The organism is Streptomyces sp. NPDC093546 (assembly GCF_044765045.1).
Lineage (GTDB): Bacteria > Actinomycetota > Actinomycetes > Streptomycetales > Streptomycetaceae > Streptomyces.
This window is the reverse complement of sequence record NZ_JBIWJG010000002.1, coordinates 630,257-654,851: the sequence shown is the minus strand read 5'-3', so window position 1 is coordinate 654,851 and position 24,595 is coordinate 630,257. Positions and strand designations below refer to the sequence as shown.

The window sequence follows — 24,595 nt, the reverse complement described above, 5'->3', positions numbered from 1 at the left end:
CCCCCGGCGCCCCGCCGATACGCTCGTCGCGACCGCACTCCGGCCCGGCGGGGGGATGCCCATGGACCCGGCACTCATCGGTACGCGCCTGGCGTCCAGCGCCGTCGCCCCGCTGATCAGGAGGCTCTTCGTCATCGAGGGCCCCGGCGCCGGGCTCCCCGAGGAACGCGTACGCCTCTCCCGCCTGGTCTCCTTCCGGGGCGAGCAGCGGACCCTCTCGGACCGCGAGGTGCGCAAGCTCGCCACCGCGCTGGTCCGCAAGGCGCTCGACACCCCCGGCGAGGCGCCCTTCCCGTACGACGAGGGAGACGCCGTCGCCGACGCCCTCGCCCGTACGCTGCTCGCCCTCGGCGACCTCGACATGGACGACGTCCAGGCCGTCCACCTGGGCCACCGCGAACTGGCCCGCCGCCTGCGCGGCGCGGGCCCCGCCCCGGACTGGCTGTCGCGGGACGCCACGCTCTTCCTCGACTCGCTCACCGAGTGGGCGTGCCTGCACATCGTCCACTTCTTCACGCAGCGCTCGACCTTCGCGGCCCGCACCCTCGTCGAGCAGTCCCGCGCCCAGGCCGAGCTGATCGCCAAGGTCGACGCCCTGATCGCCCGCACCCCGCGCGCCGACGCCGCCGACCCGGGCTTCGAGCGCCGCTACCACGCGTACCTCGCCAGGAAGCACGGCAGCCTCACGATCTACGGCATCGACCTGCACCACTCGCCGGACAGCTGGCCGCTGGACGTGGCCTACCTGTCGCTGGCGGCCAGCGCGCGAGCAGGGCTGCCGCCCGGGCCGGACACCGGCCCGCACCGCCACTACACCCCGCGGAGCGTGCGCAGGTTCGTCGAGGAGGTGCTGCCCGAGCGGCCGGCCTCGCGCCCCGCCGACCTGGTCCTCGCCGACCACGAGCGCGTCCTGCTCCGCGGCGTCGCCGGTTCCGGCAAGACCACGCTCATCCAGTGGCTGGCCGTCTCCGCCGCCACGGCCGGCGACCGGCTGGCGTATCTCCGCGACCGGATCCCGCTCGTCCTCCCCCTGCGCACCCTCACCCGCCACGGCCGTCCCCTGCCCACCCCGGACCGCTTCCTGTCCGCCGTCGGCTGCCCGCTCAGCCCGCCCGACGGCTGGGCCGACCGCGTGCTGTCCGCCGGTCGGGGCCTCATCCTCGTCGACGGCATCGACGAGGTCCCGGAGCCCGAGCGGGAGCGCGCCCGCGGCTGGCTGCGCGACCTGCTCGCCGCGTACGACGGCAACCGCTGGCTCGTCACCTCGCGCCCCTCGGCCGTACGCGACGACTGGCTCGCCGGCGAAAGCTTCGCCGAGCTCACGCTCTCCCCCATGAACCGCACCGAGGTCACCGCGTTCGTACGCCGCTGGCACGCGGCCGCGGGCATGGACGCGGAGCCGTACGAGCAGCCCCTCCTCGACGCCCTGCGCGGCAAGCAGGACCTGGCGCGGCTGGCCACCAACCCCCTGATGTGCGGGCTCATCTGCGCGCTGCACCGCGACCGGCACGGGTTCCTGCCGCGCGGGCGCAAGGAGCTGTACGCCGCCGCGCTGTCCATGCTGCTGATCCGGCGGGACCGCGAGCGCGACATGCCGCTGCCGGTCATCGGCGAGGAACCGCAGATCCAACTGTTGCAGCGGCTCGCGTACTGGCTCATCCGCAACGGCCGCACCGAGATGGACCGCGCACAGGCCGAGGTGCTCATCGCGGCCGCGCTGCCCGCCGTGCCGGAGGCGGCGGCGCTGGGCGACGCCCCGGCGGTCTTCGACCACTTCCTCCAGCGCAGCGGCCTGCTGCGGGAGCCCTCCCCGGGCACGGTGGACTTCATCCACCGCACCTTCCAGGACTACCTCGGCGCCCGGGCCGCCGTCGACGAGGGCGACTTCGGCCTGCTCGCCGCGCACGCGCCGGACGACCAGTGGGAGGACGTGCTGCGCATGGCGGTGGCCCACTGCCGCCCGCGCGAGCGCGCCGAGCTCTTCGACGCCCTGCTGAAGCGCGCGGACGACGCCCCCGGGGAGCGGGTCCGCACCAGGATCGTCCTGCTCGCCGCCGCCTGCCTGGAACACGCGACCGAACTCGACCCGGCCATCGCCCTCTCCGTACGGGAGCGGGCCGCGCGGCTGATCCCGCCGCGCACCCTGGACGACGCGAACGCGCTCGCCACCGCCGGGCCCATCGTGCTGGACCTCCTGCCGGGCCCCGAGGGCCTGGACACGCAGAGCGCGCTCGCCGTGGCGACGACCGCGACCCTCCTCGCCTCCGACGCGGCCATCCCCCTGCTGTCCCGCTTCGCCACGCTGCCGTCCCTCCGGGTCAGCGACCAGCTCTCGCGCTCCTGGAGCCGGTTCGACACGCGGCGGTACGCGGACGAGGTCATCGCCCGGCTCCCACAGGACGACCTCCTCTTCCGGGCCGAGACGGCCGAACAGCTCGACGCGCTGGCCCGGCTGGGCGGGCGGCCCCGGACCCTCGCCGAGGGCGGCATTCCCCCCGCAGCGCTGGCCGCCTACGTACGCCGGACCCGGCCGCCCGGCTTCCGGGTGTACGGGAACCCCATCGTGACCGACCTGTCGTTCCTGGCCGGCGCCGACCGGCTCACCGCTTTCACGGCCGCCCAGACCCCGAGGCTGGCGGATCTGACCGGGCTGGCGGGCTGCCCGATCGAGAGCCTCCAGCTCTTCAACCCCCACCCGGAGGCGGACCTGAGCCCGATCGCCTCCCTGGACCGGCTGGACTACCTGCTGCTCGCCCTCACCGACGACGCCTCCTGGGGGTGGGGCGACCTGCCCCGGCGGCCCCTGGCCATGCTCGACCTGACGGACGTGCCGGCGCCGCGCGACGGGCTGGCCGGGATCGGCCGCCTCGGGTCGGTGACGGACCTCTACCTCGGCTCCGCGAGCAGCCCGCACACCCCGGAGGAGTGGACGGCGCTGGCGGCGCTGACCGGTCTCGCCGACCTGAGGGTCTCGTGGTCGTCCCTGCACAGCTGCCCGCCCGGGCTCGCGCTCCCCGGCGTCAACGAACTGACGCTCGTCCACCACGGCGAACACCTGCACCCCGACCTGGCCCAGGTCCCGGAGCGCTTCCCCGCCCTCGCGATCCTGCACCTGGTCGACGCCGTCTTCCTGCCGGAGGAGATCGACCTGTCCCCCCTGGCCGGGATGGACCTGGTGGCCGTCCACCTGCCGCCCCGCGTGCGCACGCGGGGAGAGGAGCTGCTCGCCGACGGGGTCGTACGCCGCCTGTACACGCCCCGGCGGCCCGTGCCCGGGAGCCGGCGCCCCGGGCGTCCTTCCCAGCCCCACCCGGCTCCGCCATCCTCCTCTCCATGAGCAGACACGTGATGCGCGTGACCGCCCTCGCCCTCGGGCTCGCCGGACTTCTCGGGGGGAGCGCTCTTCCCGCCGGCGCGGGACCCTCCGACACCGGCCTCAAAGGGGCCATCGACACGATCCTCGCCGACCCCCGGCTGGACGGCGGCGCCGCGAGTGTCGTCGTCGCCGACGCCGGGACCGGGGAGACCCTCTACCAGCGCGACGGCGGCGACCGGCTGATGCCCGCCTCCAACACCAAGCTCGTCACCTCGGCCGCCGCCATGGAGCTCCTCGGGCCGGAGTACCGGTTCCGTACGGAGGTCCTGGCCGCCGCCGGTCCCCGCAACGGCGTCCTCCGGGGGGACCTGTACCTGCGCGGTACGGGCGACCCGACCACGCTCGCCAAGGACTACGACGCCCTCGCCGCCCGGGTCGCCGCCGCCGGCGTCCGGTGGGTGACCGGGCGGCTCGTCGCGGACGACACCCGCTTCGACGCCCACCGGCTGGGCCGTTCCTGGGCCGCCGACGACGAGTCGTCGTACTACTCCGCGCAGACCTCCGCCCTCACGGTCGCCCCGGACACCGACTACGACGCGGGCACGGTCGTCGTCGAGGCCGCCCCGGGCGGCGCGGCGGGCGCGAAACCGCGGGTGGGCGTGAGCCCCCGCACCGACTACGTACGCGTCGACAACCGCGCCACCACCGTTCCCGCCGGCCGGCCCGACACCCTGACCGTCGAGCGCGAGCACGGCACCAACACCCTCGTCGTCAGCGGCGAGATCCCGCTGGGCGCGGCGCCCACCAAGGAGTGGATCACCGTCTGGGAGCCGACGGGTTACGCCGCCGCGGTCTTCGCCGACTCCCTCGCCGCCCACGGCGTACGCGTCGGAGGCGGCCCGCCGCGGCTGGGGGCGCGGACGCCCGACGGCGCCACGGTCCTCGCCGCGCACACCTCCATGCCGCTCAAGGACCTCATGCGGCCCTTCATGAAGCTGTCCAACAACATGCACGCCGAGGCGCTGACGAAGACCATCGGGTACGAGACCTCGGGCCGCGGCTCGTGGAGCGCGGGACTCGCCGCCATCGGCGCGTACCTGAAGACCGAGGGCGTGGAGCCGGACCAGGTCCGGCAGGCCGACGGGTCCGGGCTGTCCCGGATGAACCTCTTCCCCGCCGCCCAGCTCAGCCGGCTGCTCCTCGCCGTCCAGGACGCCCCCTGGTACGCCGACTGGTACGACTCCCTGCCGGTCGCCTGCGCCCCGGACCGCGCCACCGGCGGCACCCTGCGCACCCGGATGTGCGGCACCCCGGCGGCGATGAACACCCGCGCCAAGACAGGGTCTCTGACCGGGGCCTCGGCGCTCTCCGGGTACGTCACCGACGCGGGCGGCCGCCGCCTGGTCTACGCGATCATCCTCAACAACTACCTGGCGCCGTCCGTGAAGGGCGTCGAGGACGCGATCGTGGTGACGCTGGCCCGCTCGGACACGGCCGGCGGGACGATCGCCACCGCGGCGCCCGAGCGCGTACGGACCTCCGGGGTGCCGGCCGACGTCGAGTGCGCGTGGCGGAAGCCGGCGACCTGCTGACGCGACCCGCTGAGGGCACGGCAAAGGGGCTGCCCCGTACGGGACAGCCCCTTCGTCACGCGGTGGCCGCTTACGCGTCCTTCGAGAGGTTCGGGCCGGTGCCGCCGGCCGCCTGCTCGATCGGCGGGACGTCGGGCAGCGCCGACTTCTCCTCGCCACGGAAGGTGAACTTCTTCTCCGCACCCTCGCCCTCGGTGTCCACGACCACGATGTGACCGGGGCGCAGCTCGCCGAAGAGGATCTTCTCCGACAGGATGTCCTCGATCTCGCGCTGGATCGTCCGGCGCAGCGGCCGGGCGCCCAGGACCGGGTCGTAGCCCTTCTTCGCCAGGAGCTGCTTGGCGTCACCGCTGAGCTCGATGCCCATGTCGCGGTCCTTCAGACGCTCGTCCACCTTGGCGATCATCAGGTCGACGATCTGGATGATGTCTTCCTGGCTGAGCTGGTGGAAGACGACCGTGTCGTCGACGCGGTTGAGGAACTCGGGCCGGAAGTGCTGCTTCAGCTCTTCGTTGACCTTCGCCTTCATCCGGTCGTAACCGGTCTTGACGTCACCCTGTGCGGCGAAGCCCAGGTTGAAGCCCTTCGAGATGTCCCGGGTCCCGAGGTTGGTCGTCATGATGATGACCGTGTTCTTGAAGTCCACGACCCGGCCCTGGGAGTCGGTCAGGCGACCGTCCTCCAGGATCTGGAGAAGGGAATTGAAGATATCGGGGTGGGCCTTCTCGACCTCGTCGAAGAGGACGACGGAGAACGGCTTGCGGCGCACCTTCTCGGTGAGCTGGCCGCCCTCTTCGTAACCCACGTATCCGGGCGGGGAACCGAAGAGGCGGGAAACCGTGTGCTTCTCGCTGAACTCCGACATGTCGAGGGAGATCATCGCGTCCTCGTCGCCGAAGAGGAATTCGGCGAGCGTCTTGGACAGCTCGGTCTTACCGACACCGGACGGGCCGGCGAAGATGAACGAGCCACCCGGGCGCTTCGGGTCCTTCAGGCCGGCGCGCGTACGGCGGATCGCCTGCGACAGGGCCTTGATGGCGTCCTTCTGGCCGATGACGCGCTTGTGGAGCTCGTCCTCCATGCGGAGCAGACGCGAGGACTCCTCCTCGGTCAGCTTGAAGACCGGGATGCCGGTGGCGGTCGCGAGGACCTCGGCGATCAGCTCGCCGTCGACCTCGGCGACGACGTCCATGTCGCCGGCCTTCCACTCCTTCTCCCGCTTGGCCTTCGCCGCCAGCAGCTGCTTCTCCTTGTCGCGGAGAGACGCCGCCTTCTCGAAGTCCTGGGAGTCGATCGCGGACTCCTTGTCCCGGCGGACGGCCGCGATCTTCTCGTCGAACTCGCGGAGGTCCGGCGGCGCGGTCATCCGGCGGATGCGCATCCGGGAGCCGGCCTCGTCGATCAGGTCGATCGCCTTGTCCGGCAGGAAGCGGTCCGAGATGTACCGGTCGGCCAGGGTCGCGGCCTGGACCAGCGCCTCGTCCGTGATGGAGACCCGGTGGTGGGCCTCGTAACGGTCGCGCAGGCCCTTGAGGATCTCGATGGTGTGCGGCAGCGACGGCTCCGCGACCTGGATGGGCTGGAAGCGGCGCTCCAGGGCCGCGTCCTTCTCCAGGTACTTGCGGTACTCGTCGAGCGTCGTGGCGCCGATGGTCTGGAGCTCACCGCGGGCGAGCATCGGCTTCAGGATGGACGCCGCGTCGATCGCGCCCTCGGCGGCACCCGCACCCACCAGGGTGTGGAGCTCGTCGATGAAGAGGATGATGTCGCCGCGGGTGCGGATCTCCTTGAGCACCTTCTTCAGGCGCTCCTCGAAGTCACCGCGGTAGCGGGAGCCGGCGACCAGCGCGCCCAGGTCCAGGGTGTAGAGGTGCTTGTCCTTGAGGGTCTCGGGCACCTCGCCCTTGACGATGGCCTGCGCCAGGCCCTCGACGACCGCCGTCTTGCCGACGCCGGGCTCGCCGATGAGGACCGGGTTGTTCTTGGTGCGGCGGGACAGCACCTGCATGACCCGCTCGATCTCCTTCTCGCGCCCGATGACCGGGTCGAGCTTGGACTCGCGAGCGGCCTGGGTGAGGTTCCGGCCGAACTGGTCGAGGACCAGGGACGTGGAGGGGGTGCCCTCGGCAGGGCCACCGGCGGTGGCGGCTTCCTTGCCCTGGTAGCCGGAGAGCAGCTGGATGACCTGCTGCCGCACCCGGTTGAGATCGGCGCCCAGCTTCACGAGGACCTGGGCGGCGACGCCCTCGCCCTCGCGGATCAGGCCGAGCAGGATGTGCTCGGTGCCGATGTAGTTGTGGCCGAGCTGAAGGGCCTCGCGGAGCGACAGCTCCAGGACCTTCTTGGCACGGGGCGTGAAGGGGATGTGCCCGGACGGGGCCTGCTGGCCCTGGCCGATGATCTCCTCCACCTGCTGGCGGACCGCCTCGAGCGAAATCCCGAGGCTCTCCAGGGCCTTAGCGGCGACACCCTCACCCTCGTGGATAAGGCCCAGGAGGATGTGCTCGGTGCCGATGTAGTTGTGGTTGAGCATCCGGGCTTCTTCCTGAGCCAGGACGACAACCCGCCGCGCGCGGTCGGTGAACCTCTCGAACATCGTTAATCGCTCCTCAGAGCGGTCAGGCAGTAGAGGGGTCGGTCCCCTCCCTGTCCTTCCGCAGCTTAGTCCCGCAAGCGGGGACCGCTCATTCCAACTGCCGACACCCGTCTGTGGCCTCCTGACCCGAACGCCGACAAATGCTCCAACCCGATGGTGCGAGACGATGTTCCCGCAGGCCAGGTACTTACCCTCACCGGCAGTACGCCGATGGCGAACGTGAGACGCCCCGAGCCTGCGTGTCGTCCCCTCCCACTAGGAATGTCTTACCCGTAGGCACTGACACTCCATGCGGTGAACCCCGGTTCCCTCCGCTAAGGGCGAACACTCTTGCGCCCACCCTCGCGCCTGGGCGGTCCCGTGAACCGCACGCTCAGTGATCGACACCCCACTGTGCGTAACCCGAGCGGCCGACGGATAGTTCCCCCGGTATGGCCTTCACCGTCCCGCTCCCGCGCCTGCCGCTCGACGACAGCGGCGACGGCGACCACGCGCGGTGGTACGCGCACGAGCTCGGCTGGGCCGCGGAGCGCGGCCCCGAGGGGGTGGAGCTGCTGACGGGGCTCCGCTTCGACGCGCTGGAGCTGCCGGCCGCCGCGGGGGCCGTCGTGCTGCGGCGCCTGGGCGGTCGGTGGCCGGTCGCCGTCGAGGGGCGCCGGATGCGCATGCTCGTCGCCGCGGGGAGCGCGGAAGAGGTGCCGGGGCTGCTCCAGTGGCTGGAGTGGGGCGGCATCGCCCTGGACCTCACGGTGCTCGGCGCCGGTGGCCGGATGCCCGCACCCGTCCCCCCGGGGCTGCCCCCGGGACGGAGTGGATCCGGCGCGCCCGGCGCCTCCATGTGGCTGCGCCCACCCCTCCCCGGGCGCGAGGTGGAACCGACGCTTCCGGCACTGCCCTCGCTCGCGGCGGGGCCGGCCGCCGGGACGGCTCCTGGCGACAGGGGGAACGCCCCCTGTCTCGTACGACTCGTGGACACGGCGGCGACGGCGTGCCACCGGGTCCGGCTCCTGGGTGCGGGCGACGGGGCCGCACTCAGTGGTTGGCGTCCTCGTACGCCTTCCTGATCTCGGCCGGGACGCGGCCGCGGTCGTTCACGTTGTAACCGTTCTCCTTGGCCCACGCGCGGATCTTCGCGGTGTCGGGGCTGCCGCCGGCGGCGACGCGTCCCTTGCCACGGCTGCCCGCGGCGCGGCCACCGGTGCGCCGGCCGCTCTTGGTGTACGGCTCGAGCAGGCCGCGGAGCTTGTCCGCGTTGGCGGTGGTGAGGTCGATCTCGTAGGTCTTGCCGTCCAGAGCGAACGTCACCGTCTCGTCCGCCTCGCCGCCGTCGAGGTCGTCAACAAGAAGGACCTGAACCTTCTGTGCCACCGGATTTCCTTTCATCGAAAATGCAGTACGCGGAAAGGAAACCGCTTTTCCCTGGAAAACACAAACCCCCGGGAGAGGTTCGGAACCCAGGGAAGGCGGGAAACATACGCGATTCGGACATAGGGATCGGCGAGGCCGATCCTCCGATCACAGGTGCAGAAGCATCCGGCTGTTGCCCAAGGTGTTCGGCTTCACTCGTTCGAGACCGAGGAACTCGGCGACGCCCTCGTCATAGGAACGCAGGAGCTCGGCGTAGACATCTCCGGCGACCGGCGTCTCGCCGATCTCGACGAAGCCGTGCTTGGAGAAGAAGTCGACTTCGAAGGTCAGGCAGAAAACCCGGCGCACGCCGAGCCAGCGGGCGGTGTCCAGCAACTTGCCCAGCACTTGATGGCCGACACCCGCGCCCCGGAAGTGCGGGTCGACGGCGAGAGTACGCACTTCGGCGAGGTCTTCCCACATCACATGGAGTGCGCCGCAGCCGACGACCGTACCGTCCTCGTCGCGTTCCGCCACCCAGAACTCCTGGATGTCCTCGTAAAGCGTCACGGTCGCTTTGTCGAGCAGGATGCCCGCCGTGACGTACGGGTCGACGAGGCGGCGCAGGGCCGGCACATCGCTGGTCCTGGCCCGCCGGACGGTCATGGCTTTCGCGGCGGGATTGGGTGGCGGGGACGGAACGTCGGTGGAGGACATGAGGGGGACGCTATCGCCCGGCGGCGCCCTCGCCGTCGGCACCCCGGCTGTCCCCGGCCTTGTCCCCGGGCTTGCCCCCGGCGCGCTCGGTGTCTTCCACTTCCGCCCGTTCCTGTTCGCCTTGTGGCGGTTCTTCGGCGGTCTCTTCCGCCGTCTCTTCGGCGGTCTCTTCGGGGATGTCGCGTTGCAGGATCCGGATGGCGTCATTCAGCGCCTCGCGCTGCTCCTGCGACATCATGCCGAAGAACGCCACGAGCGCCGCGGCGGGGTTGTCGCTCTTGGACCAGGCTTCGTTCATCAGTGCGGCCGAGTAGGCGGCGCGGGTGGAGACCGCGGTATATCGATAGGCGCGGCCGGAGACTTCCCTGCGCACCCAGCCCTTCTGATGGAGATTGTCCATTACGGTCATGACGGTGGTGTAGGCGATGGAGCGTTCCTGCTGGAGATCCTCCAGGACTTCCCGGACGGTGACAGGCCGGTTCCATTGCCAGACGCGGGTCATGACGGCGTCTTCGAGCTCTCCCAATTGACGGGGCACGTCGCCACCATAGTGGGGGATGTCGGAATGACTGGCTATTGACGTATCAAAGGTAACAAAAAGGGCGTACGACGCGTAAGCGGTCGTACGCCCTTGGTTCAGGGGAGGGGAGGAGTACGCGTCAGGCGGAGCCGTCCGCCTGGCGGGTGGCCTCGGCGCGGGCGAGGGCCGCGTCGACGGCCGCGTCCTCCTTGGCCTTGTTCGGGCCGCCCTGGCTCTTGACGATCGTCACGACGAGGCCGATGAAGAAGGCGGCCATCACCACCGGCGGCAGGAGCGCGGATACGTAGTCCATGGCGTCCAGGGTAACTAGCTCGCCGCCCGCTTCTCGGGCGGGGGCGCCGCGGGTCGCCGGCGCGGCGGGAAGACCTCGGAGGGCTTGGGGACGGGCTTGGGCGCGGGGTCCGGGGCCGGCTGCGGCGCGGGCTGCCGCGCGGGTTGCTGTACGGCGCGGGCGGCTCGGCCCCGGCCGCCGGGCAGCGCGAGCAGCCGGGTGCGCGGGGCCGGTGCGGTGCGCTGCCCCGCCAGGCGGACGCGTACGGACTGCTCGGCGAGGCCCTGGCAGCGCTCCAGCAGCGCGGCGGCCACGGCGCCGTGCCGCAGCCCGCGCAGCGCGGCGAGGTCCTCGGGCCCCGGCTCGTACCCGGCCGCCAGGGCGTCCTGGAGCAGCTCCAGGTAGCCGGTCGCGGAGCCGGGCAGGGCGTCGCGGTACCGCGCGAGGTCCGCGAGGAGGAAGGCCCGCAGCCGCCGGGCCTCGCGGACCGCCTCGTCCACCGAGCCGGCGAGGCGGTGGCAGTCCTGTACGTCCTCGTCGTCGAGCGGGACCGGGTGAAGGGCATGGGCGAGGGCGCGTCGGAGCACACGCAGCTCGTCCGCGCCGAACGCCAGGCCGCCGCGGGATCCGTATGGCGTAGGCATGGGGTGACGATACGCACAAATGGGACGAATGTCGTTTAAGTGGATGTTGTGGGCGCGTTGCCCCCGACGGGTCCCTACATGCGCGAGACGTTCCGCTCGTACACCAGGCGCAGGCCGATCAGGGTCAGCCACGGCTCGTGCTCGTCGATGGCCGTGGACTCGCCGAGGACCATCGGGGCCAGGCCGCCCGTGGCGATGACCGTGACGTCGGAGGGGTCGCCGGAGGGGCCGACCAGTTCGCGCTTCATGCGCTGGACGACGCCGTCGACCTGGCCCGCGAAGCCGTACACGATGCCCGACTGCATCGCCGCCACCGTGTTCTTGCCGATCACGCTGCGCGGGCGGGCCAGCTCGATCTTGCGGAGCTGGGCGCCGCTGACGCCGAGCGCCTCGACGGAGATCTCGATGCCGGGGGCGATCACACCGCCGGTGTACTCGCCGCGCGCGCTGACCGCGTCGTACGTCGTCGCCGTGCCGAAGTCGACGACGATCGCCGGGCCCCCGTACAGCTCGACCGCCGCGACCGCGTTGATGATGCGGTCGGCGCCGACCTCCTTGGGGTTGTCCGTGAGGATCGGGACGCCCGTCTTGATGCCCGGCTCGACCAGGACGGCCGGCACGTCGCCGTAGTAGCGGCGCGTCACCTCGCGCAGCTCGTGCAGGACGGAGGGGACCGTCGAGCAGATGGCGATGCCCTCGATGCCGTCGCCGAGCTCGTCGCCGAGCAGCGGGTGCATGCCCATCAGGCCCTGCATGAGCACGGCCAGCTCGTCGGCCGTGCGGCGGGCGTCCGTGGAGATGCGCCAGTGCTCGACGATGTCCTCGCCGTCGAAGAGACCGAGGACGGTCTGGGTGTTGCCGACGTCGATCGTGAGCAGCATCAGCCCTGCTCCGCCTCTCGCAGATCGAGGCCGATGTCGAGGATCGGGGAGGAGTGCGTGAGGGCGCCCACCGCGAGGTAGTCGACGCCGGTCGCGGCATATGCGGCGGCGTTGGCCAGGGTGAGGCGGCCGGAGGACTCCAGGGCCGCGCGGCCGCCGACGAGGGTGACGGCCTCCTCGGTCTCGGCCGGCGTGAAGTTGTCCAGCAGGATCAGGTCGGCGCCCGCCTCCAGGACCTCGCGGACCTGGTGGAGGGTGTCCACCTCGACCTCGATCGGTACGTCGGGGAACTGCTCGCGCACGGCCTTGAAGGCCTGTGCGACGCCGCCCGCCGCGACGACGTGGTTGTCCTTGACGAGCGCGGCGTCGGACAGCGACATGCGGTGGTTGACGCCGCCGCCGCAGCGCACGGCGTACTTCTCCAGGGCGCGCAGGCCGGGGGTGGTCTTGCGGGTGTCGCGGACCTTCGCCTTGTACCCCTCCAGGGCGTCCGCCCAGGCGCGGGTGGCGGTGGCGATGCCGGAGAGGCGGCACATGATGTTGAGCGCGGAGCGCTCGCCGGTGAGCAGGTCGCGGGTGCGGGTGGTGACGGACAGCAGCTTCTGCCCGGCCTCGACGCGGTCGCCGTCCTCGACGTGCCGCTCGACCGCGAACTCCTGGGTGCAGACCACGCTCATGATCGCCTCGGCGATGTGGATGCCCGCGACCACGCCCGCCTCGCGGGCGGTGAAGTCGGCGGTGGCGACCGCGTCCTCCGGGACCGTCGCGACGGTGGTGACGTCCACACCGCCGTCGAGGTCCTCCTCGATCGCGCGGTACGCCACGTCCTCGACGAGTACGGGGTCGAGGCCGGCGTTCACCAGCAGCGCGGCGAGCGCGGGGTCGAGCCCGCACTCGTAGACCTCGTCGTCGCCGCAGGCGCAGCCGTCGCCACAGCCGCCGGACGGGGCCGGCGCGCCGATGTTGATCAGGGGGACGTCCACGGGCTGCGGGCGTTCTTCGGGCGTGCTCACGGTTACGGCTCCTGGGGGGCTTCGGCGACGGTCGGAGGGAAGTCTTGGGTGTCGGTGGGGCGGACGTCCAGGGTCCGGTCGGGCCCGAGCCGTACGACGAGGTGGTGGCGGAACGCCGTGTCGTCGCGGTCGGGGTGGTCCTCGCGCCAGTGGCAGCCGCGGGTCTCCTCGCGGCGGCGGGCGGCGGCGACGAGGACGCGGGCGACGCACAGGAGGTTCGTGGTCTCCCAGGACTCGACGCCGGGCTCGGCGGCCTTGCGGCCGCCGCGCGCCGCCTCGCCGTGGATGGCGTCCAGCCGCTCGGCCGCCTCGGCGAGGCCGGCGGCGTCGCGCAGCACCCCCGCGTACGCCGTCATGACGTGCTGGAGGGTGGCGCGGCAGGTGGGGTCGAGCAGCGGCAGGAGGGTGGGGGCGGGGTGCGGGACCGGCGTGCGCGGCTCGCCCGCGGGGCTCGCGGCGCGGTCCTTCGCGACGGCGTCGGCGATGCGCTCGGCGAAGACCAGGCCCTCCAGGAGGGAGTTCGACGCGAGGCGGTTGGCGCCGTGGACGCCGGTGCAGGCGACCTCGCCGCACGCGTACAGGCCCGGCACGGTGGTGCGGCCGTACAGGTCGGTGCGGACGCCGCCGGAGGCGTAGTGCGCCGCCGGGGCGACCGGGATCGGCTGGGTGACCGGGTCGATGCCGTGGGCGCGGCAGGCGGCGAGGATCGTCGGGAAGCGGGAGGCCCACATCTCGGCGCCGAAGTGGCGGGCGTCGAGGTACATGTGGTGGACGCCCTGCTCACGCATGCGGCGCATGATGCCCTTGGCGACGATGTCGCGGGGCGCGAGCTCGGCCAGCTCGTGCTGCCCGACCATGAAGCGGACGCCGTCGGCGTCGACCAGGTGCGCGCCCTCGCCGCGTACCGCCTCGGAGACGAGGGGCTGCTGGCCCTCCGCGTCGGGGCCGAGGAAGAGGACGGTCGGGTGGAACTGCACGAACTCCAGGTCGCTGACCTCCGCCCCGGCGCGCAGCGCGAGGGCGACACCGTCGCCGGTGGAGACGGCCGGGTTGGTGGTGGCGGAGAAGACCTGGCCCATGCCGCCGGTGGCGAGGACGACGGCCGGGGCGTGGACGGCTCCGACGCCGTCGTGCTGGCCCTCGCCCATGACGTGGAGCGTGACCCCCGCCGTACGGCCTTCGGCGTCGGTGAGGAGGTCCAGGACGAGCGCGTTCTCGATGGTGCGGACGGCGCGGTCGCGGACCGCGTCGACCAGGGCGCGGGAGATCTCGGCGCCCGTCGCGTCGCCGCCCGCGTGCGCGATGCGGCGGCGGTGGTGGCCGCCCTCGCGGGTGAGCTCGATGGTGCCGGCCTCGTCGGTGTCGAAGCGCGCACCGGTGGCGATCAGGCGGCGTACGGCGTCGGGGCCCTCGGTGACCAGGGTGCGGACCGCCTCCTCGTCGCACAGGCCCGCGCCCGCGACGAGCGTGTCGTCGAGGTGCTGCTCGGGGGTGTCGCCCTCGCCGAGGGCCGCGGCGATGCCGCCCTGGGCCCAGCGGGTGGAGCCGGCGTCGAGGCGGGCCTTGGTGACGACGACCGTACGCAGCCCGGCGGCCGTGCAGCGCAGGGCGGCGGTCAGGCCCGCGACGCCGGAGCCGACCACGACGACGTCGGCGTCGATGGCCCAGCCGGGGGCGGGGGCCTGGAGGCGTATGCCGGTCATGCGGGGGCTCCGAAGGTGAGGGGAAGGTTGTCGATGAGCCGGGTCGTGCCGACCTCGGCGGCCACGGCCAGGATCGCCTCGCCGGTGTGATCGTCGGGTACGTCGGTGAAGTCGGCCGGGTCGACCAGGGCGAGGTAGTCGAGGACGAGGGGCGGGGTGCGCTTGGCCGCCTCGTCGAGTACCGCGCGGGCCGCCGCCCGAACCGCGTCCGCGCCGCCCGGGCCCGCCGCCGCCAGCGCCGCCACCGCGTGGGCGTCGGCCGCGGCGCGCGACTCGCCCAGCTTGGACAGGGCCTCGGCGCGGCTCTCGGAGGCGGGCAGGGTCGCGGCGCGGGCGCGCAGCGCGGTCTGCGCCGCCAGCCGGTCGCGGGCGGCGAAGAGCGCGGCGGACAGCGCGAGGGCGGTACGGCGCTCGGGGGGCGACAGGTAGCGGTTGCGGCTGGAGAGGGCCAGGCCGTCGGGCTCGCGGACGGTTTCCACGCCGACGATCTCCACCGGGAAGTTCAGGTCGCGGACCATGCGGCGGATCAGGGCGAGCTGCTGGGCGTCCTTCTGGCCGAAGAACGCCACGTCGGGGCGGGTGAGGTGGAGCAGCTTGGCGACGACGGTGAGCATGCCGTCGAAGTGGCCGGGGCGGGAGGCGCCCTCCAGCCGCTCGCCCATGGCGCCCGCGGTGATCCGGACCTCGGGCCGCCCGTCCGGGTACATCTCCTCGACGGACGGGGCGAACACGGCGTTGGCGCCCGCGCGCTCGGCGGTCTTGAGGTCGGCGTCCAGGGTGCGGGGGTAGCGGTCGAGGTCCTCGCCCGCGCCGAACTGGAGCGGGTTCACGAAGACGGTGACCAGGACGTACCCCTCCTTGCCGACGCGCTCGCGTGCCGTCCGGACGAGGGTGGCGTGGCCCTCGTGGAGGGCGCCCATGGTCATGACGACGGCGGTGCGGCCCCGGGGCGCGAAGTGTTCGAGGACGTACCCGAGCTCGTCGCGGGTCGGGATCAGTTCGAAGTCGGGGCTCATCGGCCGCTGTCTCCTTCCGCGCCCTCGGCGCCTTCCGGGCCCTCCTGGCCGCCCTGGCCCGCGGAACCGCCCGCGGCACCGTCCGCGAGGACGCCCAGCAGGTCCTCGGCGAGCTCGGGCTTGAGCAGGCCGTTGGCGAGTGCCCGGTCCGCGGTCGTACGGGCCATGGCGAGGTATCCGGCGACGGCCGCCGGGGCGTGCTTGCGCAGTTCGGCGATGTGCGCCGCGACCGTGCCGGCGTCGCCGCGGGCGACCGGACCGGTCAGGGCGGCGTCCCCGGAGCGCAGGGCGTTGTCCAGGGCGGCGCCGAGGAGCGGGCCGAGCATGCGGTCGGGTGCGCCGACCCCCGCCGTGCGGAGCAGCTCCATGGACTGGGCCACGAGCGTGACGAGGTAGTTCGCGCCGAGGGCGAGGGCCGCGTGGTAGAGGGGCCGGGCCGCCTCGTCGATCCACTCGGGCTCGCCGCCCATCTCGATGACGAGCGCCTCGGCGGCGAGCCGCAGCTCCTCGGGGGCGGTGACGCCGAAGGAGCAGCCGGCCAGCCGCTGGACGTCGACGGCCGTGCCGGTGAAGGTCATGACGGGGTGCAGGGCGAGCGGCAGCGCTCCGGCGCGGCGGGCCGGGTCGAGCACGGCGGTGCCGTACCGCCCGGAGGTGTGCACCAGGAGCTGCCCGGGGCGGACGGCTCCGGTCTCGGCCAGCCCCTGGACCAGGCCGGGCAGGACGTCGTCGGGGACGGTCAGCAGCACCAGGTCGGCCCGCTCCAGGACTTGCGCGGGCGGGACGAGCGGCACGTCGGGCAGCAGCTCGGCGGCGCGCCGCACGGACGCGTCGGAGACGCCCGAGACGGCCACCGGGCGGTGTCCGGCGAGCCGCAGGGACGCGGCGAGGGCGGGGCCCACCCGGCCGGCGCCTACGACGCCGACGGTGAGCCGGGCGGGGCGGGGTTGCGAAGCGTTCACGCGGGCGACGGCCTTCCGTTCCAGTCCGCGGGGGGTACCGGACGATTTCTGGTCATGCTACGCCAGCGTTTCGTTCCGCTGGCCGACTGTCCACAGGCCGTGACCGGCAGTGTGATGATCGGACCATGACTGATCAAGGTGTCAGCGATCACGGTGACGAGAAGGCGCGGCGGATCGCCGCGTGGCGGGCCTCCGAGAAGGTCCTGTGGCGGTACGCCTCCGAGACGACCCTCGGGGAGCGGCTGACCGCGCTCGCGCACGACGCGGGTTCCGTCCACGACCTGTCCGAGTCGGCGGACGTGTACGGGAGCGGGGTCGTCGAGACCCTGGAACGGCGGGTGGCGGCGCTGCTGGGCTTCCCGGCCGCGGCGTTCTTCCCCACCGGCACCATGGCGCAGCAGGCGGCGCTGCGGTGCTGGGCGGAGCGCACCGGCAACCCGGTCGTCGCCCTGCACCCGCAGGCGCACCCCGAGGTCCACGAGCGCCGCGCCCTGTCGGTGCTCACCGGGCTGCGGACCGTCCACCCGACGCGCGCGCCCCGGATACCCACCGCCGAGGAGGTGCGGGACCTCGACGAGCCCTTCGGCACGCTGATGCTGGAGCTGCCGCTGCGCGACGCCGGCTTCGTCCTGCCCTCCTGGGAGGAGCTGGTGGCGGTGGTGGAGGCGGCCCGGGAGCGGGACGCGGTGGTGCACCTCGACGGCGCGCGGCTGTGGGAGTGCGCCCCCTGGTTCGGGCGGGAGCTCTCCGAGATAGCCGGCCTCGCCGACAGCGTGTACGTCTCCTTCTACAAGTCGCTCGGCGGGCTGTCCGGCGCCGTGCTGGCCGGCCCGGAGCCGCTGGTCGAGGAGGCGCGGGCCTGGCGCCACCGGTACGGGGGCCAGCTGTTCCAGCAGTTCCCGGCGGCGCTGTCGGCGCTGCTGGGCCTGGAGCGGGAGCTGCCGCGGCTGCCGTCGTACGTGGCGCACGCGCGCGTGGTGGCCGAGGCGCTGCGGGAGGGCCTCACGGGCACGGCGCCGTGGTTCCGGGTGCACCCGGAGACCCCGCACACGCACCAGTTCCAGGTGTGGCTGCCGTACGAGCCCGAGGCCCTCACGGAGGCGGCCGTCCGCCAGGCCGAGGACACGGGCGTCACCCTCTTCCGCGCCTGGGCCGCCCCGGACCCGGCCGGCCCGCCGGGCGTCGCGTTCACCGAGGTCACGGTCGCGGGACCGGGGCTGGAGTGGTCGCGCCAGGACGTGGTGGACGCGGCGCGGGACTTCATGGCCCGGGTGTCCGGGCACCACGCGACAGGCGTACCGGCACGCCCCTGAGCACCTTGAGGAAGCGGCGGTGGTCGCGGGCCGCGCGCAGGGCGCGCCAGTCGTGGGCGCCGGGGAGCGGCGGGGCCGGGGTGCCGTGCTGGGCCGAGCGGTAGGTGTCCAGGAGGTGCTGGTGCAGGGAGTTCATGGGGTCCAGGGGGTGTCTTGTCGATCAGGCCGGATCAGGGAGCGGCGCCTGGTGCCGTGCATCGCAAGGCGGAGGAGGGAGCCACTGCGGAGCATTGGCGACCGACGACAACGCGGCGAGGCGCGGTGCCAGGCGCCGCGAGCCCGGCAAGATCGGCAAGCCACCCCCTAGGTTCCGCGCCTCGCCCCGCCGGCGCGTATCGATTGACGAGGGGCGTCAACTGGCGCGAGGTGGGGCGCGGCAGCCCTCACCATGGGGTCGTGAGCGTGAGCATCGACATCACGGGCCTGCCGCCCGAGCGCATCGTCTTCGACATCTCGCCCCTCGCCGAGCTGGGCGTGGCGCTGCACGCCCTGTCCGAGCCCGGGCACCACCCCGGGCTGCACGGCTGGGCGACCGCCACCGCCGCCGCGCTCAAGCCGGACCTCGCGGACCGGCTGCACGAGGCGAACTTCCTGTGGACGACGACGTTCTCGGACGTCCACATGCCGTTCGCCGGGGTGCGGGGCGGCGACGGCCGCACCGGCGCCACGCTCGCCGAGGAGCTCGACCTCCTCGACGCGCTGGACGAGGACCGCTTCCTGACCGCCGCCCTGGAGTTCACCTGCTCCGCGCACTACGCGGCCGGCGGCCCCGTCCGCCCCGACCGCGCCCTCGAGCTCGCCGCCAGCCGCGGCCCCCGGCAGCTGGAGTTCACCCGCCGCCTGCTCGCCGACCCCGCGGGCGTACGCGCCTGGCTGCGCCGCCTCTTCGAGGACTGCGACCAGGCCTTCTTCGCCGACACCTGGCGCCGTGTCCAGCCGGGCCTCGCCGCCGACGCCCGCCACAAGACGGAGCTGCTGCGCCGCAAGGGCCTGCCGGAGGTGCTGCACGCCGTGTCGCCCGCCGTGAGCCTCGACGAGACCGGGGGCGGGCGGCGCGTCGTGGTCGACAAGCTCACCGACGGCCGGACCACCGCCGCCGGCACCGGAGTGACCTTCGTACCGTCCAGCTTCGGCTGGCCCCACCTGTGGGTGCTGCACGCCCCCGGCTGGCGCCCCGTCGTCCACTACCCCGTCGGCGCGCCGGACCTGCCCGGCCCGGCCTCCGTCGAGCTGCTCCACCTCCGCATGGAGGCACTGGCCCACCCCCTGCGCATGCGCATGTGCCGCGCGCTGGCCCGTGCCGCGTACACCAACAGCGAACTGGCCGATCTGTACGGCCTCACCCCGCCGGAGGTCTCGCGCCACCTCGCCGTGCTGAAGAAGGCCCAGCTCGTCACCGTGCGCCGCCGCGGCCGCTACGTCCTGCACCAGCTGGACGTGGCCGCCGTCGCCCGCATCGGCAGCGACTTCCTGGAGACGGTGCTGCGCTGACGCGGCGGGGCGCGCCGGGCGGCCGGAGCTCAGCGGCCCCCGGCCCGTACCAGGCCCGTCTCGTACGCGAGGACCACCACCTGCACCCGGTCGCGCAGGCCGAGCTTGGTGAGGATGCGGCCGACATGGGTCTTGACGGTGGCCTCCGAGAGCACCAGCCGCCCCGCGATCTCGCCGTTCGACAGGCCCTGCGCGACGAGCAGCATCACCTCGCGCTCGCGTTCCGTGAGCCGCTCCAGGGTCTTGTCCCGCGGGTCCTTGGCGGCGGACGGCAGCATCGGGGAGAAACGGTCCAGCAGCCGCCGTGTCGTCGACGGCGCGACCACCGCGTCCCCACTGTGCACGGCCCGGATGGCGCTGAGCAGCTCGCCGGGTGGCACGTCCTTGAGCATGAAGCCGCTCGCGCCCGCCTTCAGCCCGGAGAAGGCGTACTCGTCCAGGTCGAAGGTGGTCAGGATCAGCACGCGCGGCGCGCCCGGCTCGGCGCAGATGCGGCGGGTGGCCTCCACCCCGTCCAGGCGGGGCATCCGTACGTCCATGAGGACGACGTCCACGGCCGTGGACCGCAGGACGTCGATCGCCTCGGCCCCGTCGCCCGCCTCCGCGACGACCTCCATGTCCGGCTGGGCGGCGAGCACCATGCGGAAGCCGGTGCGCAGCAGCACCTGGTCGTCGACGAGCATCACGCGGATGGACATGCGGTTCCTCACGAAGGTCAGTGGGCGGGCTTGAGGGGGAGCAGGGCGCTGATCCGGAATCCTCCGCCGGGCCGCGGCCCGGCGTCCAGGGTGCCGCCGACCATCCCGACGCGCTCGCGCATGCCGATCAGGCCGTGGCCGCGGCCGTCGGCGCCGCCGTCCTCGTACAGCTCGTGCGCCGCGCCCCGGCCGTCGTCCTCGACCAGCAGGCCGAGTCCGTCGTCGAAGTAGACCAGCCGCACGCTCGCCCCGACGTCCGGGCCGCCGTGCTTGCGGGTGTTGGTGAGGGCCTCCTGGACGATGCGGTACGCCGTGAGCTCGACGCCGCTCGGCAGCGGGCGCGGGGTGCCCTCGATGCGGAAGTCGACGGTCAGGCCGGCGTTGCGGACCTGTTCCACCAGGTCCCCGATCTGCTGGACGTCCGGCTGCGGCACGTAGTCCTCGGAGTCCTGCGGCTCGCCGGTGCGCAGGATGCCGAGCAGGCGGCGCATCTCCGCGAGCGCCTGGCGGCCGGTGGTGGAGATCGCGTCGAGGGCCTGCTTGGCCAGCTCCGGCGAGCTGTCGAGGACGTACGCGGCGCCGTCCGCCTGGACGACCATGACCGAGACGTTGTGGGCGACGACGTCGTGCAGCTCCCGGGCGATCCGGGCCCGCTCGGCCGCGACGGCGACCTTCGCCTGGGCCTCGCGCTCCTTCTCCAGACGGGTGGCGCGCTCCTCCAGCTGCTCGAAGTACGCGCGGCGGGTGCGCATCGAGTCGCCGAGCACCCACGCCAGCACGAACGGCACGCTCAGCACGACGGTGAAGAACACCTGCCCGGCGGTCGAGACGTTCTCGACGGGCCAGCGCAGCTGCGCCAGCGGGGCCGCGCTCACCCCGCCGACGAGCGCGAGGCGGGACGCCCAGCGCGGCCCGTCGCTCTGCGCGGCGACGGTGTAGATGACGACGAGCATCGCGAAGTCGGCCGGGTTCGTCGCGATGTCCAGGGCGAGCTGGGCCACGCCGATGCCGGCGACGAGCAGCAGCATCTTCTCGGGCGCCCGGCGGCGCAGCGCGACGCTGAGGCAGAGCAGCAGGACGATCCCGGCGGCCACCAGGACGGGCTCGGCGCCGACGGGGACCTGGGCCACCCACAGCATCGAGAACCCCAGGAGCATCACAGCCCAGAAGCTGTCGACGCCCGTGGGGTGTCTGCGGATGAAGTCATAGAGGCGCTGCACGTAACCCAGCGTAGGGAAACGGAATAGGTGCAGGGGTCAACCGGAGGTCCCATCCATGGGGCGGGGCCCTACTCCGCAGGGTGGAGAGGCCGGTGGAGACTGGTGCCCGTGAATGATGAGACGTGTCAGTCCGGTCCGTGGCGCGGCTGGCGGGCGGCCACGGAGGCCGCTCTGTACGGGCCTGACGGCTTCTACCTGCGCCCCGAGGGGCCCGCGGGGCACTTCCGTACGTCGGTGCACGCCTCGCCGCTGTTCGCCGGGGCGGTCGCCCGGCTGCTGGCGCAGGTCGCGGACGAGCTCGGCACGGACGAGGTCGCACTGGTGGACGTGGGTGCGGGGCGCGGCGAGCTGCTGACGGGTGTGCTGGCGGCGGTGCCGGCCGGTCTGCGGGTACGGGCGTACGCCGTCGAGCGCGCGGCCCGGCCGGAAGGGCTGGACCCGCGGATCTCGTGGGGGGCGTCGGTTCCCTCCGGGGTGCGGGGGCTGCTGTTCGCCAACGAGTGGCTCGACAACGTCCCGGTGGACGTGGCCGAAGCGGACGAGTCGGGCACCCCCCGGTACGTGGAGGTGGCGCCGGACGGCACGGAGCGGCTGGGCCCGCCGGTCGCCGGGGCCGACGCGGAGTGGCTGGCCCGCTGGTGGCCGCTGCGGGAGCCGGGCGAGCGCGCCGAGATCGGCCGCCCGCGCGACGAGGCCTGGGCGCGCGCGGCGGGCCGCCTCGCGGCGGGCCTGGCGGTGGCGGTCGACTACGCCCACGTGCGCGGGGCCCGGCCGCCCTTCGGCACGCTGACCGGCTTCCGGGCGGGGCGCGAGGTGGAGCCGGTGCCGGACGGCTCGTGCGACATCACGTCGCACGTGGCGCTGGACGCGTGCGCGGCGGCGGGCGGAACGGCGGACGGGGCCTTTGCCGAGCTGGTCTCGCAGCGTGAGGCGCTGCGGCGGCTCGGGGTCGGCGGGGAGCGGCCCGCCCTCGACCTGGCGCGGAGCGACCCCGCCGGATACGTACGGGCGCTCGCCGCCGCCGGGGAGGCCGCCGAGCTCACGGCGCGGGGCGGGCTCGGGGACTTCACCTGGCTGCTCCAGCGCGTGCCCGGCGAGGGATACTGTCCGGCATGACGGAGACCACGGTCGGCATCGGCGGTGCCGCGGAAAGCACCGACATGGTGCTGAACATCGGGCCCCAGCACCCCTCCACGCACGGCGTGCTGCGCCTGCGGCTCGTGCTGGACGGCGAGCTGATCCGGCATGCCGAGCCGGTCGTCGGCTATATGCACCGCGGCGCGGAGAAGCTCTTCGAGGCGCGTGACTACCGTCAGATCATCATGCTGGCCAACCGCCACGACTGGCTCTCGGCCTTCTCCAACGAGCTCGGGGTCGTCATGGCCGTCGAGCGGATGCTCGGCATGGAGGTCCCGGAGCGCGCCGTGTGGACGCGCACCCTCCTCGCGGAGCTGAACCGGGTGCTCAACCACCTGATGTTCCTCGGCTCGTACCCCCTCGAACTGGGCGGTATCACCCCGATCTTCCACGCCTTCCGTGAGCGCGAGGACCTCCAGCACGTGATGGAGGAGGTCTCCGGAGGCCGCATCCACTACATGTTCAACCGGGTCGGCGGCCTCAAGGAGGACCTGCCCGCCGGCTGGCTCGGCCGGGCCCGGCAGGCGGTGGCGGCGATCCGCTCCCGCATGGACGTGTACGACCGCCTGGTCCTCGGCAACGAGATCTTCCGCGGCCGCACGCGCGGCGTCGGCGTCATGGCGCCCGAGATCGTCCACGCGTACGGCGTCAGCGGCCCGCTCGCCCGCGCGTCCGGCGTCGACTTCGACCTGCGGCGCGACGAGCCGTACCTCGCGTACGGCGAGCTCCAGGACACCCTGAAGGTCGTCACCCGCGAGGAGGGCGACTGCCTGGCCCGCTTCGAGTGCCTGCTGGAGCAGACGCACAACTCGCTGGACCTCGCCGACGCGTGCCTCGACCGGCTCGCGGACCTGCCGCCGGGGCCGATCAACCAGCGGCTGCCGAAGGTCCTGAAGGCGCCGGAGGGCCACACGTACGCCTGGACCGAGAACCCTCTCGGGCTCAACGGCTACTACCTGGTGTCCAAGGGCGACAAGACCCCGTACCGGCTGAAGCTGCGCTCGGCGTCGTACAACAACATCCAGGCGCTGGTGGAGCTGCTGCCCGGCACGCTCGTCGCCGACATGGTGGCGATCCTGGGGTCGTTCTTCTTCGTCGTCGGCGACATCGACAAGTAGCAGCTCAGGGGGCCGGCGGCCCGGCGGTCACGACACGGCGTCGCGCCGCAGCTCCACCACGTCGAGCTGCTCGGTCTCGTCGTGCGCCGTCAGGTCGATGACCTTGCCGACCGCGCGCTCCTCCCGGCGCCGTACGGCGAGGGCCTCCTCGCCGACGACGTCCGCCAGGTCCTCGTGCTGGACCGCTTCGATGGCCGCCGGGGCCTTCTTCTTCGCCTGCGTGCCGAAGAAGTCGAAGCCGCCCTGGAGGCGCGGCGCCGGACGCCACTGCGCCGCCTGCGGCGCGATCGCGGCCGCCGCCGGGACCGGGCGCATCGAGGACGCGGCCCCGGGGGCTTCGTGCTCCTCGGCGGCCTCGGGGGCCTCTGCGGCCTCGGGGGACCCGGCGGCCTCCTGAGCGGCGGCGTTCCGCGTGAGGTTCTCCAGGGCCCTGGCGGCCTGGAGGTACGCGGCCGGTGTCGGCGTCGAGACCGCGGCGGGCAGCTCCCGGGCGGCCCGGGCGGCCGGGGCCGCGGCCTCCAGGGCGAGCTGCCGGCGGCCCTCCAACGCGCTGGCCCGCTCGGTCTCGGCGGTGGCGTACCGGCGCAGCAGCCCGGCGTGCTCGTTGCGCAGCCCCGCCAGCTCGACGCGCTTGGCCCGCAGCTTCGCCTCCAGCCGGGCGCGCAGCTCGCGCGACTCCTCCAGGTCCGCCTCCAGCTCCGCTATCCGCTCCTCGGTGCGCCACTGGTCGCCCGCGCGGGCCCGGGTCAGCTCGGCGACGCGGCGGCCGGCCGCCCGGTCCCAACTGCGCATCAGGACCGCGCCGGTGACGGCGCCCACGGCGGCGGCCGCCACCAGCAGGCGCAGGACCAGCGGATCGGCGAAGAGCCAGGCGCCTCCGGCACAGAGAACCGACGCTCCGGCGACCGCCGACGGCGGCAGCAGCCGGTGCAGGGGTGGGGAATGGCGGTGGCGTCCACGTGGCATGGCCTGAAATTTACCGTGCGTAGACTCCGTTTGGGGTACTGGCCCGGCAATGT

Annotated in this window: 22 protein-coding genes; 7 read left to right on the top strand and 15 right to left on the bottom strand. The window is 73.3% G+C overall.

The features are described 5' to 3' along the window. Window positions 1-61 precede the first annotated feature (61 nt). On the top strand, window positions 62-3,337 hold the full coding sequence (locus ACIRNI_RS06185; RefSeq protein ID WP_403548747.1) for an NACHT domain-containing protein: 3,276 nt from the start codon (window positions 62-64) through the stop codon (window positions 3,335-3,337). Beyond that, a complete protein-coding gene (dacB, locus tag ACIRNI_RS06180; protein ID WP_403548745.1) occupies window positions 3,334-4,908 on the top strand; it encodes a D-alanyl-D-alanine carboxypeptidase/D-alanyl-D-alanine-endopeptidase in 1,575 nt (524 codons plus the stop codon). The genes ACIRNI_RS06185 and dacB overlap by 4 nt, the downstream gene beginning before the upstream one ends. 70 nt (window positions 4,909-4,978) lie before the next feature. Here dacB and ACIRNI_RS06175 read toward each other — a convergent pair whose 3' ends face one another. Continuing rightward, a complete protein-coding gene (locus tag ACIRNI_RS06175; RefSeq protein WP_403548743.1) occupies window positions 4,979-7,504 on the bottom strand; it encodes an ATP-dependent Clp protease ATP-binding subunit in 2,526 nt (841 codons plus the stop codon). Window positions 7,505-7,935: 431 nt separating this feature from the next. Between ACIRNI_RS06175 and ACIRNI_RS06170 the strand changes: the two genes are divergently transcribed. Next, a complete protein-coding gene (locus ACIRNI_RS06170; RefSeq protein ID WP_403548741.1) occupies window positions 7,936-8,568 on the top strand; it encodes an SCO3374 family protein in 633 nt (210 codons plus the stop codon). Here ACIRNI_RS06170 and ACIRNI_RS06165 read toward each other — a convergent pair. The 10 genes from ACIRNI_RS06165 to ACIRNI_RS06120 form a co-directional block, all read right to left on the bottom strand. Next, window positions 8,537-8,872 (bottom strand): Lsr2 family protein, encoded by a 336-nt coding sequence (locus tag ACIRNI_RS06165; RefSeq protein ID WP_403548739.1) that lies wholly within the window; start codon window positions 8,870-8,872, stop codon window positions 8,537-8,539. The two genes, ACIRNI_RS06170 and ACIRNI_RS06165, sit on opposite strands and share 32 nt — an antisense overlap. A 147-nt stretch (window positions 8,873-9,019) precedes the next feature. Further along, on the bottom strand, window positions 9,020-9,568 hold the full coding sequence (locus ACIRNI_RS06160; protein ID WP_355363021.1) for an amino-acid N-acetyltransferase: 549 nt from the start codon (window positions 9,566-9,568) through the stop codon (window positions 9,020-9,022). A gap of 10 nt (window positions 9,569-9,578) precedes the next feature. Further along, window positions 9,579-10,106: a BlaI/MecI/CopY family transcriptional regulator gene (locus ACIRNI_RS06155; RefSeq protein WP_403548737.1), complete on the bottom strand. Its 528-nt coding sequence runs from the start codon at window positions 10,104-10,106 to the stop codon at window positions 9,579-9,581. Between the two features lie 121 nt (window positions 10,107-10,227). Further along, window positions 10,228-10,401, bottom strand: a complete 174-nt coding sequence (locus tag ACIRNI_RS06150) for a hypothetical protein (protein WP_355363025.1) — start codon at window positions 10,399-10,401, stop codon at window positions 10,228-10,230. 14 nt (window positions 10,402-10,415) lie between these two features. After that, window positions 10,416-10,994 carry a hypothetical protein gene (locus ACIRNI_RS06145; protein WP_403548840.1) on the bottom strand — a complete coding sequence of 193 codons (579 nt, stop codon included), beginning with the start codon at window positions 10,992-10,994 and terminating at the stop codon, window positions 10,416-10,418. Window positions 10,995-11,098: 104 nt separating this feature from the next. After that, window positions 11,099-11,905 (bottom strand): type III pantothenate kinase, encoded by an 807-nt coding sequence (locus ACIRNI_RS06140; RefSeq protein ID WP_403548735.1) that lies wholly within the window; start codon window positions 11,903-11,905, stop codon window positions 11,099-11,101. Beyond that, on the bottom strand, window positions 11,905-12,918 hold the full coding sequence (gene nadC, locus ACIRNI_RS06135; protein WP_403548733.1) for a carboxylating nicotinate-nucleotide diphosphorylase: 1,014 nt from the start codon (window positions 12,916-12,918) through the stop codon (window positions 11,905-11,907). Before nadC ends, ACIRNI_RS06140 begins: the two co-directional genes overlap by 1 nt. A 2-nt stretch (window positions 12,919-12,920) precedes the next feature. Next, window positions 12,921-14,621 (bottom strand): L-aspartate oxidase, encoded by a 1,701-nt coding sequence (locus ACIRNI_RS06130; RefSeq protein WP_403548731.1) that lies wholly within the window; start codon window positions 14,619-14,621, stop codon window positions 12,921-12,923. Further along, complete coding sequence (panC, locus tag ACIRNI_RS06125; protein WP_403548729.1) at window positions 14,618-15,637, bottom strand: pantoate--beta-alanine ligase; 1,020 nt, start codon at window positions 15,635-15,637, stop codon at window positions 14,618-14,620. Before panC ends, ACIRNI_RS06130 begins: the two co-directional genes overlap by 4 nt. After that, window positions 15,634-16,599, bottom strand: a complete 966-nt coding sequence (locus ACIRNI_RS06120; protein WP_403548727.1) for a Rossmann-like and DUF2520 domain-containing protein — start codon at window positions 16,597-16,599, stop codon at window positions 15,634-15,636. Before ACIRNI_RS06120 ends, panC begins: the two co-directional genes overlap by 4 nt. A 125-nt stretch (window positions 16,600-16,724) precedes the next feature. Here ACIRNI_RS06120 and ACIRNI_RS06115 point away from each other — a divergent pair, with 125 nt between their 5' ends. Next, on the top strand, window positions 16,725-17,912 hold the full coding sequence (locus ACIRNI_RS06115) for a threonine aldolase family protein (protein WP_403548725.1): 1,188 nt from the start codon (window positions 16,725-16,727) through the stop codon (window positions 17,910-17,912). Here ACIRNI_RS06115 and ACIRNI_RS06110 read toward each other — a convergent pair. Beyond that, window positions 17,860-18,048, bottom strand: coding sequence for a hypothetical protein (locus ACIRNI_RS06110; RefSeq protein WP_403548723.1), 189 nt, complete (start codon window positions 18,046-18,048; stop codon window positions 17,860-17,862). The two genes, ACIRNI_RS06115 and ACIRNI_RS06110, sit on opposite strands and share 53 nt — an antisense overlap. Before the next feature lie 266 nt (window positions 18,049-18,314). Here ACIRNI_RS06110 and ACIRNI_RS06105 point away from each other — a divergent pair, with 266 nt between their 5' ends. Next, window positions 18,315-19,403: a DUF5937 family protein gene (locus tag ACIRNI_RS06105; RefSeq protein ID WP_403548838.1), complete on the top strand. Its 1,089-nt coding sequence runs from the start codon at window positions 18,315-18,317 to the stop codon at window positions 19,401-19,403. A gap of 29 nt (window positions 19,404-19,432) precedes the next feature. On the opposite strand, the gene ACIRNI_RS06100 is transcribed toward ACIRNI_RS06105, so the two are convergent. Together ACIRNI_RS06100 and ACIRNI_RS06095 are read right to left on the bottom strand one after the other, a co-directional pair. Further along, window positions 19,433-20,101 carry a response regulator gene (locus ACIRNI_RS06100; protein ID WP_403548722.1) on the bottom strand — a complete coding sequence of 223 codons (669 nt, stop codon included), beginning with the start codon at window positions 20,099-20,101 and terminating at the stop codon, window positions 19,433-19,435. A 17-nt stretch (window positions 20,102-20,118) separates the two neighbouring features. Further along, entirely contained in the window at window positions 20,119-21,321 is a 1,203-nt protein-coding gene (locus ACIRNI_RS06095; protein ID WP_403548720.1) for a sensor histidine kinase, read from the bottom strand. A 108-nt stretch (window positions 21,322-21,429) separates the two neighbouring features. On the opposite strand from ACIRNI_RS06095, the gene ACIRNI_RS06090 reads away from it, so the two are divergent. Together ACIRNI_RS06090 and ACIRNI_RS06085 are read left to right on the top strand one after the other, a co-directional pair. Continuing rightward, on the top strand, window positions 21,430-22,437 hold the full coding sequence (locus ACIRNI_RS06090; RefSeq protein WP_403548718.1) for an SAM-dependent methyltransferase: 1,008 nt from the start codon (window positions 21,430-21,432) through the stop codon (window positions 22,435-22,437). Then, window positions 22,434-23,576 carry an NADH-quinone oxidoreductase subunit D gene (locus tag ACIRNI_RS06085; protein WP_355363049.1) on the top strand — a complete coding sequence of 381 codons (1,143 nt, stop codon included), beginning with the start codon at window positions 22,434-22,436 and terminating at the stop codon, window positions 23,574-23,576. Before ACIRNI_RS06090 ends, ACIRNI_RS06085 begins: the two co-directional genes overlap by 4 nt. A 27-nt stretch (window positions 23,577-23,603) precedes the next feature. On the opposite strand, the gene ACIRNI_RS06080 is transcribed toward ACIRNI_RS06085, so the two are convergent. Then, window positions 23,604-24,542, bottom strand: coding sequence for a hypothetical protein (locus ACIRNI_RS06080; protein ID WP_403548716.1), 939 nt, complete (start codon window positions 24,540-24,542; stop codon window positions 23,604-23,606). Window positions 24,543-24,595 lie beyond the last annotated feature (53 nt).